The following is a 19,426-nucleotide window of genomic DNA, read 5'->3' on the forward strand; positions in this document are numbered from 1 at the left end:
AAGCCTGTCTATGCAACCTGTCCAGACAGGTAACGTTCGTGTCATGGTGAGCAAGCAGTTGGGAAGATCGGGAGTACGGTGACGAACGTGCCTACCCCGCACCCACAGCCACGGCGCTACCGACAGGTTGCTGACGAGCTACGCCATCGGATAGAGGCTGGCGTCATTCCGCCTGGCTCTCTGCTGCCCAGCGAATCGACCTTGATGGCTGAGTTCTCAGTCGCACGCGGGACCGTTCGTGAAGCCCTGGCGCTGCTCCGCTCAGAGGGCTTGGTCATGACCGAGGTTGGACGCGGCACCTACGCCAGACCCGTCGTACCGGTGCGGAGACTTGCCTCCGAGAGGTATCGCAAGGAGCTTGAGCAGGTTCGCAGCGGTGAGCTTGGCACGTCCTTCACCGCTGATCAACAAGTCGGCTGGTCTGCCTACCGCCTGGACAAAGAATTCCGTGAGGTGGCAGCCACCGAGGCGGTGGCTGAGTTGTTCGGAGTGGAGCCAGGAACGTTGCTTCTGGAACGTCATTTCCTCTTCCGTACCCACGGCGCACCTCAGCAGATGTCCGTCTCATGCCTGCTGCTCGATATGGTCGCCGGCACCCCTGTAGCCGACCCTGAGAACGAACCATGGCCAGGTGGCAACACATCTCAGCTTTACAGCCTCGGGCACACCATCACTGGCATCCGTGAGCGCCCGAGATGGAGGATGCCGACGCCGGACGAGGCTGAAGCTCTGCGCGTCCCTGGGGGTGTTCACGTAGTCGTGATTACTCGCCAGACGTACGTCGGTGAGCAGGTGGTTGAGGTCGCAGAGATCGTGAGACGTGCCGACCTGGTAAACCTGGACTACTGGATTGATCTCACTTGAGCTAGCGCTGCTCAGTCGATCGATCGGTCCTTAGCCAGACAGCACAACCAGAAAGAGCAAACGCAGCTCGACCGCGTTTTGGAACCTTGCCAGCGTGCGGAACTCATTACGGGCGCATGTGAGGATGCCTACATGGACCAGACGCTGGGTCGGCGGGCGGCCTCGGACGCGGTCAGCGACCAGGGATGGCGGTATCTGCTGGGCGCGTTGCGCACGTCGGTTCCCGTCGGCTCACTGGTCCAGGCAACCGAGGTGGCGGCGCGCGTGGTGACGGCGTGCGGTAGTGACGCCGATGGGCACCTACGCGCTGATATCCGGCCAGACCGGGTCGTCTTGACCCTGCAGTCGTCGGATCAGGCGGCGCTTACCGCTTGCGATGTCGACCTTGCGCATTGGATTTCCGCCGCCACGCGGAACATCGGGCTACGGACAGAGCCTGAGATCGGTACGGGAGCGCCGCGGTCGGTCCAGCTCGTGGAGATCGCTATCGACGCGCTCGACATCGCAGCGGTCCGGCCGTTCTGGAAGGCCGTGCTGGGCTACACGGACGAGGCGGGAGCCGACGGTCCCAAGGATCCGATCGTCGACCCGGTCGGGCAGGGGCCGGCGATCTGGTTTCAGCAGATGGATCAGCTACGCACTGACCGGAATCGCATCCACTTCGACATCTGTGTCCCGCACGACGAGGCACCAAGGCGGATCGAAGCCGCGCTGACGGCCGGTGGCCGACTTGTATCCGCGTCCTATGCTCCCGCCTTCTGGGTTCTCACCGATATCGAGGGTAATGAGGCTTGTGTGACGACCTGGCAGGGCCGAGACGATTCGTAGACCGGGCTGACCGGCCAGTCAAAGGCGGGACCTGGCAACGGATCGCGAAACGCGCTCCAGGGCGATCGGCCGATCACCGTCAGGTCCGATCACCGCCAGCCCTCCCGACTGACGCCGCTCCCGCTCCCGGATGCTCAGCTCACCAGCAGCAGCGCGCCGACCGCGGCGAGCGTCGCGGTGACCGCGAGCAGGGTGCTGGTCAGCACGAAGCGGGTCACCGGCACCGCGACCCGGGCCGCCCGGCAGCGCTCGAACCACAGCAGGGTGGCCAGTGACGCCCAGGGGGCGGCCAGCGGGCCGACGTTGGTGCCGATCAGCAGGGCCAGCAGGCGGGTGTGGTCACCGGCCGGCAGCACCGACTCGCCGGCCAGGTAGGCGGGCAGGTTGTTCACCGCGTTGGCGAGCAGCGCTCCGGTGCCACCGGCGCGCAGCGCGCCCAGGGCACCACCGTCGGTGCCCACCAGGGTGCCGACCAGGTCGTCCAGCCCGTGCCGGCCGAGGGTCTGCACCACCAGGAACAGGCCGGTGACGAAGAACAGCAGGCGCACCGGGACCAGCCCCGGGCGCAGCGTGGCGGGGGAGCGGACCAGGAACCCGACCAGCACCAGCGCGAGCCCGACGGTGGAGGCGATCTCGATCTCCACGCCGGCGAGGATGCCGGCGACGAAGATCAGGCAACCGGCGAGCGCCGTACGGTGCAGCACCGGGTCGGCCGGCACGTGCCGGGTCGGCGGGACGAAGCGCCCACCGGCGGGCCGCTCCCGCCGCCACCACCCGAACCAGAGCAGCGCCATGGTGACCACCACGGCGGCGAGCTGTGGCAACGCCATCCGAGCCGCGTACGTCAGCGGTGCCAGCCCGACCCGGTCGGCGGCGAGCAGGTTGGTCAGGTTCGACACCGGCAGCAGCAGGCTCGCGGTGTTCGCCAGCCAGACCGTGGTGACGGCGAGCGGCGCGGCGGGGACCCGCAGGTTCCGGGCCAGCGCCAGCAGCACCGGGGTGAGCAGCACGGCTGTGGTGTCGAGGTTGAGTACGAGGGTGGTCAGCGTGGCGAGACCGCCGCAGAGCAGGAACAGCGCGGCCCACCTGCCCCGGGAGGCGATGGCCAGTCGGCTGGCCAGCACGTCGAAGACACCGGCCACCGCGGTCAGCTCGGCGAGCACGATCACGGTGCCGAGGAACAGCAGCAGCGGCAGGATCCGGTGCAGGGTGGCGGTGGTCTCCGCCCGGGGGAGTAGCCCGCTCAGCGCGCAGGCCGCCCCGACCACGGCGAGGACGGCCGCCACCAGGTCCAGCGGGTGGGGCCGCCAGCGCGTGGTCGGTTCGGGCGGGGCTGCGACTGTCACAACTGTTCACGTTGACACAGGGTCTGACCAGGTGCCCGGCAACCCCACGCCCTGGTGACCAGCCCCACCGTGCCGACCTGCCGCCGGACACGGGCCGGGCCCGGCCCCCGACGATCGGGGACCGGGCCCGGTGTGGTGCGCGGTGCCTACCAGCCCAGGTAGCTGGGCTGGGTCTGCACGTTGAGCTCCTGGTAACGGGTCAGCTTGGCCGACCAGGTACGCCAGTCGTTCAGCTCCAGGACGTCCAGGCCCTTCACCATGTCGTTCGAGTAGATGTGGCCGTTGTAGTAGTACGCGGACCAGGTGCCACCGCCGACGAAGGTGTCGGCCGACAGCGGGCCGCGCTCCCAGAAGGCGATCTCCTTCGGGTTGGCCGAGTCGGTGAAGTCGAACACCGAGATGCCACCCTGGTACCACGCCTGGACCATGATGTCCTTGCCGAGCACCGGGATCAGCGAGCCGTTGTGCGCCACGCAGTTCTCGGTGTCGGCGTTCGCCCGGGGGATCTTGTAGTAGCTGCGGAAGGTCATCGTCCGGGCGTTGCCGCGGCCGGCGATGTCGTAGATGGCGTCCGCGCCGCGGTTCGGGCCGACGGCCTCGTTGCAGGTCGCCGCCCCGCCGCCACCCAGCTCGTCGGTGAAGATCACCTTGGTGCCGGAGTTGTTGAAGGTGGCCGAGTGCCAGAACGCGAAGTTGGTCTCGTCCCGGACCCTGTTGATGACCCGGGGGGCCTCGCGGTTCTTGATGTCGAGCAGGATGCCGTCACCCATGCAGGCGCCGGCGGCCAGGTCCTTCGACGGGTAGGCGGTGATGTCGTGGCAACCGGTGGTCGCCGAGCCGGTCGGGCTGCCGGGGAAGCCACCGTCCGGGAAGAGGTTCGGCGTCGCGACCACTGCCGCGTCGGTCGGCTTCTTCAGCGGCACCTTGACGATGGAGATGGAGTCGTGCGGCGGCTGGCAGTCCGGGAATTCGGCCCGCGGGCTGTACGACGAGACGTACAGGTAGACGGCCTTGCGGTCCTTGCCCGGCACCAGGGTGTGGGTGTGGGAGCCACAGGCGGTCTCGACGGACTTGATGTAGCGCGGGTTGGCCTTGTCCTTAATGTCGAAGACCTTGATGCCCTCCCACGAGCCCTTCACGTCCGCTCCCTGCGTGGTGCTGTTGCAGGAGTCGTCGCTGCGCGACGAGTCGGTGGAGAGGAAGAGCAGGTCACCGTGGACGGAGATGTCGTTCTGCGACCCCGGGCAGAGCACCCGGGCCTTGACGGTCGGGGCGCTGGGCCGCGAGATGTCGTAGATGACGAAGCCGTTGTAGTTGCCGGCGAACGCGTACTTGCCCTGGAAGGCGATGTCGCTGTTCGTCGCGTCCAGTGGGGCGACCTTGGGCAGGTTGGCGATCTGGCGCAGGTTGGGGCTGCTGACGATCTCGTCGACGCCGGGGATCGTGTTGGTGAGGGCGGGAGCCGGGGCCGTCTGCGGCACCGTCTGGGCGCTGCTCGCCGGGGCGACGAGGGCGCTGGCGACGAGGAGGCCGGTCGTGGCGAGCGCCACGACACGCAGTTGTCGTAACCGTGGCTTGTGGAATCTGATCATCGGCGGGGCCCTTCGCAAGGGGGAGACGATGGTTGACACGTTACCGTCCGACGAAGATCGTCGATGTGAGCTGGATCACATGAAAGCGGGTTCTTCAATGGATAGCATCGCGGTGACCTCGACTGCAGGGAGTGGCCCATGACCAACCGGCGCGCACGCATCCTGGCCGTCGTCACATTGGCTCTCGTGTTGCCGCTGGTGGTGTTCATGGTGATCCGCCTCGACGGCGACACCGGTACGAGCGCACCGCAGCCGGTCTCCGCCCCCGCCACGTCCGCCGCGTCGCCGCCGGCCAGCCCCGTCCCCACCGACCTGACCGTCATCGCGCCCGGCCGTCCGGGCGAGACGGCGGCCACCCGCCCGGCGCACGAGGTCCGCGACGCCGGTCCCGCCCCGCACAACTCGCTGGACGTCTGGTTCGTCCGGATGATGATCCCGCACCACGCGCAGGCCCTGGCGATGGCGGAGCTCGCCCCCGACCGGGCCGCCGACCCCGACGTCCGGGCGATCGCCGAGCGCATCCGGGCCAGCCAGGGGCCGGAGATGGGCATGATGCGCGGCTGGCTGCAGACCCGTGGCCTCCCGGCGGAGATGCAGGGGCACGACCACGGCACCATGCGCGGCATGCAGTCGCCAGAGTCGATGCGGCAGCTCGCCGCGGCCCGTGGCGCCGACTTCGACACGCTCTTCGTCCGGATGATGACCGAGCACCACCAGGGCGCCATCGAGATGGCCACCAACCTGCTCACTGTCGGCTCCGACCTGACGCTCAACGAGTTCGCCAACTCCGTCGCCACCGAGCAGACCGTCGAGATCGACCGCATGCGCGAGGTCCTCGGCGGCTGAGCCCGAGCGCCCCGGCACGTACGCTGGGTGACCGTGACACGCACCCTGTTCGGTCGCCCGCTGCGCGGCGTCGCCTTCGACGTGGCCGTCGCCGCGCTGGTGGTCCTCGTCTCCCTGGCCGCGGCGGTGAACCAGCCGGGCGGTTGGGCGGCCACGGCGGTCGGCCTGGGGATGGCGGTGGCGTTGCTGTTCCGCCGCACCCACCCGAGCGCGGTCACGGTGGCGGTCGCGGCGCTCGCGCTGATCCAGGTCATCGCCCGCTGGGGTCCACTCGTCTACGACGTGGCCGTCCTGATCGCGCTCTACAGCGTGGTGAAGTACGGCCGGCGGCTGCGCGACGGCGTGTTGGCCGGTGCTGTCGCGGCCGTCGGGGTGCTGCTGGCCGCCGCGCAGACCCCCAACGTCATCCAGTGGTGGGTGACCGCGCTGTGGTACGCGCTGGTCACCGGCGCGGTGTGGTTGGTCGCGCTGAACGTGCGGACCCGCCGGCTCTACGTGCTCAGCCTGGAGGAGCGGGCCACCACCCTGGAACGCGAGCGGGAGGCCGAGTCCCGGGCGGCGGTCGCCGAGGAACGCACCCGGATCGCCCGTGAGCTGCACGACGTGGTCGCCCACAGCATGGCTGTGATGATCGTCCAGGCGGACGGGGCCCGGTTCATGCTCGACCGTGACCCCGCCCAGGCGCGCACCGCCGTGAAGGTGGTCGCGGACACCGGCCGGCAGGCCCTCGAGGAGATGCGCCGCCTGGTCGGCGTTCTCCGCGACGCCGGCCCGACCGGCGCGGACGGGACCGACGGGCTCGCGGTGGCGGCCGACCCCGAGCACCGACGCCTCGCGCTGGCCGAGCTGCCCGACCTGCTGGCCCGGTTCGACGACGCCGGTCTGCACGTCCGCAGCACCGTCACCGGTGCGCCACCGGCCCTGCCGCCAGGCCTGGAGCTGACCGTCTACCGGGTGGTGCAGGAGGCGCTGACCAACGCCCTCAAGCACGCCGGCGTCGGCGCCGGCGTCGAGGTCGTGCTGTCGTACACCGCCGAGGCCGTCCTGGTCCGGGTGGTCGACGACGGTCGCGGCCGCCCGCTGGTCAGCCCGGCGCCGTCCGGCGGTCACGGCCTGCTCGGCATGCGGGAGCGGGTGACGGTGTACGACGGCAGCCTCACCGCCGGTCCCCGGCTGACCGGGGGCTGGCAGGTCGAAGTTCGGCTGCCGCTACCGACATGCGGGTAGTGCACCGCCCTTCAGGGCGGTGGTGAAAGCCCGCGTGGGAGGGCCGTCAAGGCCCTGGCGTGCCCTGGACCGCGCGGTTCTGTTGTTCGATGTACTGCCGCAGGACGCTCAGGGGTGCCCCGCCAACGGACCCGGCGAAGTATGACGCTGACCACAGGCGGTTGGTGCGGTAGTAGTGGCGGACGAGGTCGGGGAACTCTTGGCGTAGCCGCCGGCTGGACACGCCTTTGAGGGAGTTGACCAGTTTCGCCAGGGCGATCTTGGGTGGGAAGTTCACCAGTAGGTGGACGTGGTTGTCTTCGCCGTTGAACTCGATCAGCTCGGTGTCGAAGTCGGCGCATACCGTCCGCATGATGTCGTGCATTCGTTTGAGGTGTTGGTCGGAGAAGACTTGGTGCCGGTATTTGGTGACGAAGACCAAGTGGGCATGTAACGCGAAAGTGCAGTGTCTACCGGTGCGGATGTCTCCGAGATCGGCCATAGACCAATGGTAGGCTCGGCCCCGTGCAGCTTCGGTACAACTACCGGCTCTACCCGGATGCTGCCCAGCGTGAGGCGCTGGCGAAGGCGTTCGGGTGTGCGCGGGTGGTGTTCAACGATGGGCTGCGCGCGCGTCAGCAGGCGCGGGAGGCTGGTCTGCCGTATCTGACGGACGCGGAACTGTCCCGGCAGGTCACGGCGGCGAAACTCACCCCGGAGCGTGTGTGGTTGGGTGAGGTGTCGTCGGTGGTGTTGCAGCAGGCCCTGGCGGATCTGAACACCGCGTACCGCGCCTTCTTCGCCTCGTTGTCGGGCAAGCGTAAGGGTCGCAAGGTCGCCGCTCCCCGGTTCCGGTCGCGTAAGGACAGCCGGCAGGCGGTCCGGTTCACCGCCAACGCCCGGTTCAAGGTCCTCGACAACGGTCGACTGCGGCTGCCGAAGATCGGCGATCTGGAAATCCGTTGGTCGCGGGAGTTGCCGGCTGCGCCGACGTCGGTGACGGTGGTCCGGGACGCCGCCGGTCGGCACTTCGCCTCGTTCGTGGTGCAGACCGCCGACCAGCCGTTGCCTGAGCTGGAGTCGGAGGTCGGCATCGATTTGGGGTTGACGCACTTCGCCGTGATGTCGGACGGGTCGAAGGTGACCGCGCCGAGGTTCCTGCGCCGTGCGGCCCGCAAGCTGCGCCGGTTGCAGCAGGGTTTGTCCCGCAAGCAGCGGGGCAGCAACAACCGTAGGAAGGCCGTGGTGAAGGTTGCCCGCGCGCATGCGAAGGTGGCCGACACCCGGCGGGACTGGCAGCACAAGCTTTCGACGCAGATCATTCGCGACAACCAAGCGGTGTTCGTCGAGGACCTGTGCGTGAGTGGTCTCGCCCGCACTCGGTTGGCGAAGTCGGTGTACGACGCTGGGTGGTCGCAGTTTACGGCCATGCTGGAGTACAAGGCTGCCCGGTACGGGCGTACTTTCGCCCGGGTAGATCGGTTCTTTCCGTCGACGCGCATGTGTTCGGACTGCGGCCGGGTCAACGACAAGATGGTGCTCGACGTCCGGACGTGGGGCTGCCCGTGCGGCAGCCTGCATGACCGGGACGTGAACGCCGCCAGGAACATCAGGGCCGCCGGACGGGCGGACCTCAACGACCGTGGAGCGCAGGTAAGACCGGCACCCGTGCCGGCACCGCGCAGGGAAGCGGTAACCCGCCGGGAGCTTGTCCCTTCCGGGGCGTAGCAGACCGGAATCTCCGCCCTTCAGGGCGGAGAGGGCGTCAACGTCAGAGCCGGCAACGGACGGAGGTGATCGCGGCATGACGGTCCGGGTAGTGATCGTGGACGACCAGGCGCTGGTCCGCGCCGGGTTCCGGATGGTGCTGGAATCCCAGCCCGACCTGGAGGTCGTAGGGGAGGCCATCGACGGCGCGGACGCCCTGCGGGTGCTCGCCCGCACCGAGGCCGACGTGGTCGTGATGGACATCCGGATGCCCACGATGGACGGGGTGGAGGCGACCCGTCGGCTCTGCGCCGAGCGGCCCGCGGGTGGCCCCCGGGTGCTGGTGCTGACCACCTTCGACACCGAGGCGGACGCGTTCGCGGCCCTGCAGGCCGGGGCGAGTGGCTTCCTGCTCAAGAACGTCCCGCCGGAGGAACTGCTGGCCGCGATCCGGGTGGTGGCCCAGGGCGACTCGGTGGTGGCTCCGTCGATCACCCGGCGCCTCCTGGACCGGTTCGCCGGGCAGCTCGGCGCCGCCCCGAGCGGCGACCCTCGACTCGCGCAGCTCACCGAACGGGAACGGGAGGTGCTGCTGCTGGTCGCCCAAGGGCTGTCCAACGCGGAGATCGCCGCCCGGGTGCACGTGGCCGAGGCCACGGTGAAGACCCACGTCGGGCGGATCCTGGGCAAACTCCAGCTGCGCGACCGGGTCCAGGCGGTGGTCCTGGCGTACGAAAGCGGGCTGGTCACGCCCGGCGGATGACTCGGCGTACGACCTGGGTCGTAGCGGCCGGCGTTCGCACCGCGACCCGGGGCGCACGCAGGTCGAGCGCACAGGTGGAGATCGACAGACCGGTGCCGGCCATAGCGTCGGAGGGGTCCGATCCGCCACCTGCACCGGGAGCCCCGCATGATCCGCCTGACCCTGCGTTCGCTGCGCGCCGAGGCGCTGCGCATGCTGCTCTCGGCGCTCGCCGTCGTGCTCGGCGTCGCGTTCGTCGCCGGCACGATGATCTTCGTCGACGGGATGCGGGCCGGGGCGTACGAGCGGGCCGGCACCTTCGACCGCCACACCGACCTGGGGGTCTACTCGGCGGGCCGCGAGGTGCTGCCCCCGGCGCTGGTCGACCGGGTGCGGGCGGTCGACGGGGTGGCCGCCGCCGCCGGTGAGCTGACCAACACCGCCGGGATCGTCGGCGCCGACGGTCGGCCGGTGCTCGGCTTCACCATGCTCGTCGCCATCCCCACCGAGGACGCTCTGCGCTCGTACGACGTGGCGGCCGGCCGGTTGCCCGACCGGGCCGGGGAGGTGGTGCTCGACGCGCCGACGGCGACCGAGCAGGGCTTCGGGCTCGGCGCGGCGGTCCGGATCGGCGCCACCGGTGGGGCGGCCCGCGCTTACACCCTGGTGGGCACCGTCGACGTGGCCGGCACCGCCCGCGACATCGGCGGTCCGTTCGTCGGCCTGGTCGGGCCGGACGCGTTGACCCTCACCGGCGAGCGGGGCTACGGCCGGATCATGGTGGCGGCCCGACCGGGCGCCGACGTCACCGCGCTCACCGAGAAGGTACGCGCCGTGTCCGGCGCCGAAGCCACTGTGAAGAGCCGCCAGCAGATCCTCGACGAGGCAGTGGAGGACGCGGTGCGCAGCGTGGACCAGTTCCGCATGCTGCTGTTGATCTTCGTAGGGGTCGCGATAGTGGTGGCCGGCTTCGTGATCGCCAACACCTTCGCGATCGTGCTGGCCCAGCGCACCCGACGGACCGCGCTGCTGCGCCTGATCGGCGCCACCCGGGGACAGGTCTTCCGGGCCACACTGCTGGAGTCGGCGGTGCTGGGGTTGGTGGCCTCCGCGCTCGGGGTGCTGCTCGGGGTGGCCCTCGCCGCCGGGCTGCGGCTGGTGCTGTCGCACCTGGACGTGCCGGTCACCGGTGGGCTGACCGTGACCGGTTCGACAGTGCTCACCGGCCTGCTGCTGGGCACCGGGCTCACCGTGTGCGCCGCCCTCCTGCCGGCCTGGCGAGGGACGCGGATCGCCCCGGTGGCCGCGCTCACCGACGCCGCGATACAGCCCAGCCGGGGTGCCGGCCGGGTGCGGCTGAGCATCGGCGCGGTGGTCCTCGCCGTCGGTGTGGCCGCGCTGGCCGGCGCCGCCAGCGCCGGCCAGCTGCTCCTGGTGGCCGTCGGTGGGGTGCTCACCTTCTTCGGGATCGTGCTGTTCGGGCCGGTGCTCGTCCCCGCGCTGGCCCGGGTGTTCGGTTGGCCGGTCCGACGAGTGCTCGGCGCCGTCGGCGAACTGGCGGTCAGCAACACGGTGCGCAATCCACGGCGGGTCGCCGCGACCGCCACCGCGCTGGTGATCGGCATTGGACTGGTCTCGGCGTTCATGGTCGGTGCGCGCAGCACCAAGGACGGCATCGAACGCAGCGTGGACGCCCAGATCGGAACGGACTTCGTGGTCAGCGGAATCGGTCAGGACCTGCCGGCCGCGCTCGTCGGTGAGCTGGCCTCCCGTCCCGAACTGGGTGTGGTGCACGAGCAGCGCAGCACTGTCGTCGACGACGTCGAGATCCGCGCGGCCCACCCGGCGCTGGTGGGCCGGACGCTGAGCGGGGTGCTGGCCGGCGACGCCGAGCGGGTCGGGCCGGGGCAGGTGCTGGTGCACCGCGAGTTGGCGCGGGCCCGCGGCTGGGAGGTGGGCTCCCCGGTGACCGTCAGGGGGAAACCGTTCCGGGTGGCCGCCGTGGTCACCGACGACACCCCGGACGGTGAGGTGCCAGCGGGTCACGTCATCGACCTGTCCGACCAGGACTTCGCCGCGCTCTTCCCCGCCCGACGCGGCTACCTGGCCGAGATCGACCCCGCCGCGGGGGTGAGCGCCGAGCGGGCCCGCGACGCGATCACCGCGGTGCTGGGCCGCTACCCCACGGTGAACCTGATGGACCAGGGCGCCTACAAGAAGATGCTCACCGGCACTGTGGACATGCTGCTCGCCTTCGTCACCGCGCTGCTCGGTCTGGCCGTCGTGATCGCCCTCGTCGGCGTGGCGAACACCCTGAGCCTGTCGGTGGTCGAACGGACCAGGGAGAACGCCGTGCTGCGGGCGGTCGGGCTCACCCGAGGGCGGATGCGGGCGGTGCTCGCCGTCGAGGCGGTGCTGATGGCGCTGGTCGGCGCTGTGCTCGGGGTCGGACTCGGCACCGGAGTCAGCGCGTCCGCGATGGCCCTGCTGGACCGCCTCGGCGGTGACTTCCACGTGGTGCTGCCGCTCGGCCAGCTCGGGCTGATCCTCGGTGTCGCGGTGCTCGCCGCCCTGCTCGCCTCGGTGCTGCCGGCCCGCCGGGCGCTGTCCCGCCCGGTCGTCGAGGCGCTCGCCGACCAGTGACCCGGTCGCCGGGGTCCGGACCGGCCGGGTCACTGGTCGGCGACCGGACGGACATCCGCCGGCCGGTCCCGCCATCTTCCCCAGCGGCGGGACCGGCCAGCGGTGCCGGGTCTACAGGCGCTCGACCATCGGGCCGACGCACCGGTTGCGGGTGTCGAAGACGTAGCGGGCGTGCCTGACCACGAGGTCGTAGTCGAAGGTGTCATGGTCGGTGACCACCACCACCGCGTCGGCCGCGCGCACCTCACGCTCGCTGAGCTCCACCACCGTGATCCCGGCCGGGATCTGGTGCGCCTCGGCGTACGGCTCGACGGCGTGCACCTCGGCGCCGAGGGACTGCAGGCGACGGGCCACGTCCGCAGCGGGGGAGTCGCGCATGTCGCCGGTGTTCTTCTTGTACGCCAGACCGAGCAGCAGCAGCCGGGCGCCGCTGACGGCCCGGCCGTCCCGGTTCAGCCCTCCCATGATCCGCTGCGCGACGTGTTCGGGCATCTCGTGGTTGACGTCGTTGGCCAGCTCGATGAACCGGAACTGCCGCCCGAGACGGCGCTTGACCTGCCAGGACAGGTAGCACGGGTCGATCGGCAGGCAGTGCCCGCCGACGCCGGGGCCGGGTCGGAACGGCATGAAGCCGAACGGCTTGGTCGAGGCGGCGTCGATCGCCTGCCAGACGTCGATGTCGAGGTGGTGCGAGAGCATGGTCAGCTCGTTGATCAGCGCGATGTTGACCTGGCGGAAGGTGTTCTCGATCAACTTGGTCAGCTCGGCGACGCGGGTGGAGTCCACCGCTACGGTGCGTTCCACGAGGCGCTGGTAGAACGCGTCCACCCGGGCCAGCGCAGCCGGGTCCACACCGGAGACCACCTTTGGGGTGTTCTCCAGGCGCCAGGTCGGGTTGCCCGGGTCGATCCGCTCAGGGCTGTAGCCGAGGTGGAAGTCACCGGGGCTGGTCAGGCCGCTCGCCGACTCCAACAGCGGGCGCAGCAACTCCTCGGTCGTGCCCGGGTAGGTGGTCGACTCCAGGATCACCGTGCAGCCCGGGCGTACGTACCGGCCGATACCGATGCCGGCCTGCTCGACGAAGCTCAGGTCCGGGGTCCCGTCGCGGAGCGGTGTCGGCACCGTGATGACGCAGATGTCGAACCCGTCGGCGTCGGTGTACTCGGTGCTGGGGTGGTAGCGGCCGCTGCCCAACGCGCGGCCCAGCCGGTCGGCCGGAATGTCCTCGACGAACGACTCGCCGGAGGCGAGACGCTTCACCCGGTCGGCGTCGACGTCGAGACCGACAACGTCGAGGCCCGCCTCGACGGCCCGCATTGCCAGCGGCAGTCCGACGTACCCCTGACCGATCACGACCAGCTTCTCAGCGCTCACCCAGGCTCCCGCGGCAGATGGTGTAAATAGCCTGCTGAGAGCCTAGAGGCGTCTTCGGCGCCGTAAGTCCGTTTTGGGGATATCGGTGCTGATGGGACTGGCGGGGGTCGGCGCGGCGGTCGGATCAACCGCCCGCCGGCACCTCCGGTTCGAGCGGCGGGCTGGAGGTGGCGGGTGGATCAGCGGGCGCGCTGGTCGTCGGCGGCGCGGCCGTCGTGGGCGCCGCGCTGGTGGGGGGCGGTGCCGAGGTGACTCCCACCGACGGCGTCGGCGAGTTGACGGTCTGGCTCGGCTGCGGGGTCGGCGTGGCGGAGACCGACGCCGACGGGGAGTTGCCGGGGACGTGCGGCCGGTCCGGCCGGTCCGGCTCGACGCTGGTGATCTGCTCGTTCGCCGCGGGCAGGTCGACGGGGCCGCTCGGCGCCACCGTCGGCGAGGTGGCCGGCAGATTGACCGCCGGGTTGTCGCCGACGTCACGCGTCGCGGCCAGCGCCGCGCCGAGCCCGACCAGCGCGACCAGCATGGCCGCCGCCGCGCCGACGAGCGGACCCCGCCGTCGCTGGCGCCCGTCCGCCACCGCCGCCCCGGCCGGCACGTCCGTCCGGGTGCCCGGCCCAGCGTCGCGCAGCGCGACCGGCCCGGCCATCGCCGTCGGCGGCTCGCCGCCGGTGACCGCCGTCCGAGCGGCCTCGGCCATCGCCGCTCCGCTCGTGAACCGCTCCAGCGGATCCTTCGCCAGGGCCCGCGACACCAGGGCGCGGACCGCCTCCGGAATGTCGTGCGGCAGCTCCGGCGGCTCGTCGTCCAAGTGCCGCACGGCGACCTGGAGCGGGTTGTCGCCGGTGAACGGCGGACTGCCGGTCAGGCAGCAGTAGGTGACCGCGCCCAGGGCGTAGATGTCGGTGGCGCCGCTGACCGGCCTTCCGGCGGCCTGCTCGGGAGCCATGTAGAGGGCGGTGCCCGGCACCGCGTTGGTGCTGGTGATGCTGGTGATGTCGGTGGAGCGGGCCACGCCGAAGTCCACCAGGACGACAGTGCCGTCCTCCTGCACCAGCAGGTTGCTGGGCTTGACGTCGCGGTGCACGATGCCGCCGCGGTGCGCCGCGTTGAGCGCTGCGGCCGCCTGGGCCACGATCGACATCGTCTCGGCCACGTCGAGCCGCCCGGCCGCCTCGATCCGCTTGGACAACGGCTCTCCGGCGACGAACTCCATGACGAGGTAGTCCGCCCGCCCGCCGTCGGGGAGGTCGTCCGCACCGCAGTCGAAGACCTGCACGATGCCGGGGTGCCGCAGCGCCGCCATGATCCGGGCCTCGGCCCGGAACCGGGCGATGAAATCGGGATCGGAGACCAGCGCCGGCAGGAGAACCTTGACCGCCACCTGCCGGCCGAGGATCAGGTCGGAGGCACGCCAAACGTCGCCCATGCCGCCAGTGGCGACACGTTCGTCCAAGCGGTAGCGACCGCTGAGTACGACCTCCGATGACAACACCGCATTACCGTACCTAGAGTGGCGCGGGGCGGCGCACCGTGGCAGGGCCGCCGGGCGGCTGGGTCAGACCGGCTGATCCGGCCTGACCTGTGTGGACGCCAGCCCTTCGTGACGGTGTGGATGTGCGCTGTCACGAAAAGCGACTATTTCCGTCGCTCGGGTCGTCAATGGTGGCAAGAAACCGACTCCAGGCGTGGTTGGCGTCCGTCGCGTACTGCCCGTTACGACGACGCGCCGTCGAGGCGGGTTGAAAATTGTCACTCTTCCGTGACACCACGCCGACTTGTCGCCTCGTGAGCCCGCTCTTAGCGTTAGCCCGGCTCGGGCCCTCCCGGCTACCTCGGCGCGCAGCGCGCCGACCGACCACCCTGGCGTCGGCCCCCGGACACGCCGCCCCGACAATCGTGGTCGCGGGGACAATCAGAGCGGTGGAGGGCGGTGCGGTACCGGTGCTGATCGGGCGGACGACTCGTGCCGCGTGGTGCGCGCCAGCCCGGCTGGTCGGGCCGACACGCCTCGAACGATGCGTGGACCGCGCATGACCGCCGACCTGTCGGAGGTGGTGACCGCCGCGCAAGCCGGGGACGAAGAGGCGTTCCGCTTTCTCTACCGCAGCCTCCAGCCCGGGCTGCTGCGGTACCTGACCGCGCTCGTCGGGGCCGACGCCGAGGACGTCGCCAGCGAGACCTGGCTCCAGATCTCCCGGGACCTGCCCGGCTTCACCGGGGGCGAGTTCCGGGCCTGGGCGGTCACCATCGCCCGTAACCGCGCGATGGACCACCTGCGCCGGATGCGCCGCCGCCCCTCGGTCCCGGTCCCGGTGCAGGCGCTCGCCGAGCTCGCCAGCGACGCGGACACCGCCGAGCGAGCCAGCGAGACGCTCGGCACCGAGACCGCCCTCGCGCTGATCGCCACCCTCCCGCCCCGGGAGGCCGAAGCAGTCCTGCTGCGGGCCGTGATCGGGCTGGACGCGGGATCCGCCGGCCGTGTGCTGGGCCGCCGGGCCGGCGCCGTGCGGACCGCCGCCCACCGTGGCCTACGCCGGCTCGCGGTCCTGCTGGAGCGGCAGAGCCCGACCGAGTCGTCGCTCGGGGTCGAGGGGGTGCCACCGCCGCGGGTGGGGAGCAACCCCGCCGTGCGGGCATCGCACGTCGAACCGGTGGACGGCTGACGTGAGGGGACTCCCGATGAACCCGTTCCGGCGGGCCGACCACGCCGACACCGAGCGGCTGCTCGACGCGGCCTCTGCCCGGCCGGACGCCACGCTGGATCAGGGCCCCTGCGCCGCAGTGGACGCGAACTCACCTGAGGCGCACCTGAGCGCCCGCGACGTGCCCTCGGCCGAGCCGGTGGCCGCGCTGCTCGCCGCGGCGGCCGGCCCCGTCCGCCCTGGCGAGCTGGCTGGGGAGGACGCCGCGGTGGCCGCGTTCCATGCCGCCCGTGCCAACCCGGCGCCGGCCGTGCGGCAGCGGCCACGCCGTCGCCGAATGACCACCGGTGCGGTGGCCTGGATCGGCGCGGTGGCAGCCACCGCCACCGCGGGAGCCGCCTTCGCCGCGGTCACCCGGGAGCTGGGGCCGGACCCGATCGCACCGGCACCGTCGCGCCCGTCACCCTCGCCGCACCAGGGCGCGTCCCGGTCGGCCGAGCCCGATCGGTCGGTGGGCCCCGGCGTCGCGTCGCCGCCGGGTGCGCCGCCGTCGGTCACCGCCACGCCGCTGCCCGGTCCCACCACCGTCGGCCAGGTGCACGGCCTGTGCCGGGCGTGGCGGGCGAAGAAGCCCGAGCAGCGGGAGAAGGCACTGCGCACGCCGGGTTTCCAGAAGCTGGTGACCGCCGCCGGCGGCCCTGCCGAGGTCGAGGCGTACTGCCAGCGGCTGGTACCCGAGACGAAGCCGTCCGAGTCGGCGAAGGTCACACCCTCCGAGTCGGCGAAGCGCAAGCCGTCCCCTTCGGGGAAAGCCCCGCCGTCACCGCCGGGACCGGGCCACCGCGCCGAGGGCTGACCAGTCGGGGGCGGGAGCGGTTTGGTTCCGCCCTGCTTCGGAAATTCGTCTGTTAGACAGAGGTTGGTGGCACCGTGCACGCCTCCGACGGTGTCGGTGGGTGGGTTTACGGTGGCAGAGTGTGCCGGACCTGGCACACGGAGAGGGGGCCCGACCCTTGGTGACGTCATCCGACCTGGACCGCAGCGCCATCCTGCGCGAGTCCGCAGCCGCAGTCCGACACCTCGCCCGGATCTGCTTCAAGACCGGCCCACCCACCCACACCGGCGTCGAACTGGAATGGACAGTGCACGACGCCGCCGATCCCGCCCGCCCCGTCGACGCGACGCGGCTGCGGGCGGCGCTGGGGCGGCACAGCCCCGCCACGCTGGATGCCACCAGCCCCGCCGAGCCGCTGCGGCACGGCGGCATGGTCACCCTGGAGCCGGGTGGCCAGTTGGAGATCTCCACCCCGCCCCGCCCCTCGGTCGCCACGTTGATTCGCGCCACCGAGGCCGACATCGCCCAGGTCACCGACCTGCTGGCCGCCGCCGGGCTGATCCTCGGCAGCAGCGGCATCGACCCCCACCGACGGCCCCGCCCGGTGGTGGAAACTCCCCGTTACCGCGCGATGCGCGGAGCCTTCGACCGCCACGGCCCGGCCGGCCGCACGATGATGTACAGCACCGCCGGCCTGCAGATCTGCCTCGACGCCGGTGAGCCGGACCAGGTCGCTGACCGGTGGGCCGCGGCCCACGCGGTCGGGCCCCCACTGCTCGCGGCGTTCGCCTCCGCCACCCGACACGCCGGGCGGCGCACCGGTTGGGCCTCCGCCCGGATGGCCGCCTGGCTGGCCATCGACCCGGCTCGCACCCGCCCGGTCTGGGCACCCTCCCGAGCCGAGGACGATCCGATCGACTCCTGGATCAGCTACGTGCTCGCCGCGCCGCTGCTCTGTCTGCGCCGACACGGCGCCGACTGGGCCGCGCCGCCCGGGGTGACCTTCGCCGACTGGCTCGACGGCGCGCTGCCACGACCGCCCACCACCGATGACCTCGACTACCACGTCAGCACTCTTTTTCCGCCAGTACGGCCGCGCGGCTACCTGGAGCTGCGCTACCTCGACGCCCAACCCGATCGGGGCTGGCGGCTGCCACTGGCGGTGCTGACCGCCCTGTTCGCTGACCCGGGCACCGTGCGCGAGGCGTACACGATCGCCATGCCGGTGGCGCACCGCTGGTCGGCCGCCGCCCGACACGGCCTGGCCGACCCGGCGCTGGCCGCTGCCGCGGCGGCCCTGCTCGACCTGGCCGTGAGCACCATGCCACGACTGGAACTGCCGGCCAGCACCCACGACGAGATCCGGCGAGGGCTACGCCAGCGGCTGGCCGCCGCGGAGAGGAGACACCAGTGAGCGCGAGGAGTGAGCCGGTGGTGCGAGCCCCGCAGGCGAGCCGGGTCGACGGCGAGCGGTTGCGCGACCACATCGCTGTGGAGTTGGCGCGGGCCCGCGCCCGTACCGCGTTGCTGACCGAGGCGGTCGACGACGCCGACCTGACGCGCCAGCACTCACCGCTGATGTCGCCATTGGTCTGGGACCTCGCCCATGTCGGTAACCAGGAGGAGCTCTGGCTGGTCCGGGACGTCGGGGGCCGGGAGCCGGTCCGCTGCGACATCGACGAGTTGTACGACGCGTTCAAGCAGCCGCGCCGGGACCGCCCCGCGCTGCCCCTCTTGCCGCCCGCGGAGGCGCGCGCCTACCTGGCCACCGTTCGGGACAAGGTGCACGACCTGCTCGACGCGGTGACCTTCACCGAGCGGCCGCTGGTCGCCGACGGGTTCGCCTTCGGCATGATCGTGCAGCACGAGCAGCAGCACGATGAGACCATGCTCGCCACCCACCAGCTGCGTTCGGGGCCGGCGGTGCTGCACGCCCCGGCGCCGCCCGAGCCGTCGGTCCGGGTCGGCGCGGAGGTGCTGGTGCCGGCCGGCGAGTTCACCATGGGCACCGACACCGATCCGTGGGCGTTGGACAACGAACGTCCGGCGCACCGGGTCGACCTCCCGGCGTACGTCATCGACGTCGCTCCGGTGACCAACGGCCAGTACGCGGCCTTCATCGCCGACGGCGGCTACACCGAACAGCGCTGGTGGAGCGATGCCGGCTGGGAGCATCGGGTTCGGGAGCAGCTGAGCGCCCCGATGCACTGGCGTTCCGACGGCGACGACTGGTCGTATCGGCGCTTCGGTCAGTGGGCGCGCGTCCGCGCCGACGAACCGGTGGTTCATGTGTGCTGGTACGAGGCGCAGGCGTACGCGGCGTGGGCGGGCAAGCGGCTGCCGACCGAGGCGGAGTGGGAGAAGGCGGCCCGCTGGGATCCGACGACCGGGCGCTCGCGTCGTTACCCCTGGGGGGACGACGACCCGACCGAGGCGCACGCCAACCTCGACCAACGCCATCTGTGGCCGGCGCCGGTGGGCGCGTACCCGGGCGGCGCCTCGCCGTTGGGTGTGCACCAGCTCATCGGCGATGTCTGGGAGTGGACCTCGACCGCGTTCGACGGGCATCCGGGGTTCGCCGCGTTCCCCTACCGGGAATACTCGGAGGTCTTCTTCGGCAGCGATCACCGGGTGCTGCGTGGTGGTTCGTTCGGCACCGACCGCTCTGCCTGCCGGGGCACCTTCCGTAACTGGGACTATCCGATCCGCCGGCAGATCTTCAGCGGTTTTCGCTGCGCCCGGGACGCGCGACCGGACGAGTCGTACCGGTGAGTCGCCGCACGACCGGCGGCCCGGCGGCG

16 protein-coding genes are annotated in these 19,426 nt (G+C 71.3%); 11 read left to right on the forward strand and 5 right to left on the reverse strand.

What is annotated here, in order from left to right; genetic code table 11:
• The first annotated feature begins 87 nt into the window (after positions 1-87).
• Positions 88-864, forward strand: a complete 777-nt coding sequence (locus tag ABZU43_RS30505) for a GntR family transcriptional regulator (RefSeq protein ID WP_355009851.1) — start codon at positions 88-90, stop codon at positions 862-864.
• Between the two features lie 132 nt (positions 865-996).
• Entirely contained in the window at positions 997-1,692 is a 696-nt protein-coding gene (locus ABZU43_RS30510) for a VOC family protein (protein WP_355009852.1), read from the forward strand.
• Between the two features lie 134 nt (positions 1,693-1,826).
• Here ABZU43_RS30510 and ABZU43_RS30515 read toward each other — a convergent pair whose 3' ends face one another.
• Together ABZU43_RS30515 and ABZU43_RS30520 are read right to left on the reverse strand one after the other, a co-directional pair.
• A complete protein-coding gene (locus tag ABZU43_RS30515; RefSeq protein ID WP_355009853.1) occupies positions 1,827-3,038 on the reverse strand; it encodes an SLC13 family permease in 1,212 nt (403 codons plus the stop codon).
• Between the two features lie 146 nt (positions 3,039-3,184).
• Entirely contained in the window at positions 3,185-4,630 is a 1,446-nt protein-coding gene (locus ABZU43_RS30520; RefSeq protein ID WP_355009854.1) for a hypothetical protein, read from the reverse strand.
• A 138-nt stretch (positions 4,631-4,768) separates the two neighbouring features.
• On the opposite strand from ABZU43_RS30520, the gene ABZU43_RS30525 reads away from it, so the two are divergent.
• Together ABZU43_RS30525 and ABZU43_RS30530 are read left to right on the forward strand one after the other, a co-directional pair.
• A complete protein-coding gene (locus tag ABZU43_RS30525) occupies positions 4,769-5,476 on the forward strand; it encodes a DUF305 domain-containing protein (RefSeq protein ID WP_355009855.1) in 708 nt (235 codons plus the stop codon).
• A gap of 27 nt (positions 5,477-5,503) precedes the next feature.
• Positions 5,504-6,703, forward strand: a complete 1,200-nt coding sequence (locus ABZU43_RS30530) for a sensor histidine kinase (RefSeq protein WP_355009856.1) — start codon at positions 5,504-5,506, stop codon at positions 6,701-6,703.
• Between the two features lie 46 nt (positions 6,704-6,749).
• Here ABZU43_RS30530 and tnpA read toward each other — a convergent pair whose 3' ends face one another.
• Positions 6,750-7,184 (reverse strand): IS200/IS605 family transposase, encoded by a 435-nt coding sequence (gene tnpA, locus ABZU43_RS30535; RefSeq protein WP_355009857.1) that lies wholly within the window; start codon positions 7,182-7,184, stop codon positions 6,750-6,752.
• Between the two features lie 23 nt (positions 7,185-7,207).
• Between tnpA and ABZU43_RS30540 the strand changes: the two genes are divergently transcribed.
• The 3 genes from ABZU43_RS30540 to ABZU43_RS30550 all read left to right on the forward strand — a co-directional run bounded on the left by ABZU43_RS30540 (position 7,208) and on the right by ABZU43_RS30550 (position 11,774).
• Entirely contained in the window at positions 7,208-8,410 is a 1,203-nt protein-coding gene (locus tag ABZU43_RS30540) for a transposase (RefSeq protein WP_355009858.1), read from the forward strand.
• A 76-nt stretch (positions 8,411-8,486) separates the two neighbouring features.
• On the forward strand, positions 8,487-9,152 hold the full coding sequence (locus ABZU43_RS30545) for a response regulator transcription factor (protein WP_355009859.1): 666 nt from the start codon (positions 8,487-8,489) through the stop codon (positions 9,150-9,152).
• Positions 9,153-9,299: 147 nt separating this feature from the next.
• On the forward strand, positions 9,300-11,774 hold the full coding sequence (locus ABZU43_RS30550) for an ABC transporter permease (RefSeq protein WP_355009860.1): 2,475 nt from the start codon (positions 9,300-9,302) through the stop codon (positions 11,772-11,774).
• A gap of 111 nt (positions 11,775-11,885) precedes the next feature.
• Here the strand turns inward: ABZU43_RS30550 and ABZU43_RS30555 are convergent, their stop codons facing one another.
• Both ABZU43_RS30555 and ABZU43_RS30560 read right to left on the reverse strand, forming a co-directional pair.
• Positions 11,886-13,148, reverse strand: a complete 1,263-nt coding sequence (locus tag ABZU43_RS30555; protein WP_355009861.1) for a nucleotide sugar dehydrogenase — start codon at positions 13,146-13,148, stop codon at positions 11,886-11,888.
• Between the two features lie 124 nt (positions 13,149-13,272).
• Complete coding sequence (locus ABZU43_RS30560; RefSeq protein ID WP_355009862.1) at positions 13,273-14,640, reverse strand: protein kinase; 1,368 nt, start codon at positions 14,638-14,640, stop codon at positions 13,273-13,275.
• Between the two features lie 538 nt (positions 14,641-15,178).
• Between ABZU43_RS30560 and ABZU43_RS30565 the strand changes: the two genes are divergently transcribed.
• From ABZU43_RS30565 to egtB, 4 genes are all read left to right on the forward strand, one after another.
• On the forward strand, positions 15,179-15,811 hold the full coding sequence (locus ABZU43_RS30565; protein ID WP_355009863.1) for an RNA polymerase sigma factor: 633 nt from the start codon (positions 15,179-15,181) through the stop codon (positions 15,809-15,811).
• Between the two features lie 16 nt (positions 15,812-15,827).
• Complete coding sequence (locus tag ABZU43_RS30570) at positions 15,828-16,646, forward strand: hypothetical protein (protein ID WP_355009864.1); 819 nt, start codon at positions 15,828-15,830, stop codon at positions 16,644-16,646.
• 157 nt (positions 16,647-16,803) lie between these two features.
• Positions 16,804-18,039 carry an ergothioneine biosynthesis glutamate--cysteine ligase EgtA gene (egtA, locus tag ABZU43_RS30575; protein ID WP_355009865.1) on the forward strand — a complete coding sequence of 412 codons (1,236 nt, stop codon included), beginning with the start codon at positions 16,804-16,806 and terminating at the stop codon, positions 18,037-18,039.
• 20 nt (positions 18,040-18,059) lie between these two features.
• A complete protein-coding gene (egtB, locus tag ABZU43_RS30580; RefSeq protein WP_355009877.1) occupies positions 18,060-19,397 on the forward strand; it encodes an ergothioneine biosynthesis protein EgtB in 1,338 nt (445 codons plus the stop codon).
• Positions 19,398-19,426 lie beyond the last annotated feature (29 nt).

This window comes from Micromonospora sp. NPDC005205 (genome assembly GCF_040608275.1).
Taxonomy (GTDB): domain Bacteria; phylum Actinomycetota; class Actinomycetes; order Mycobacteriales; family Micromonosporaceae; genus Micromonospora.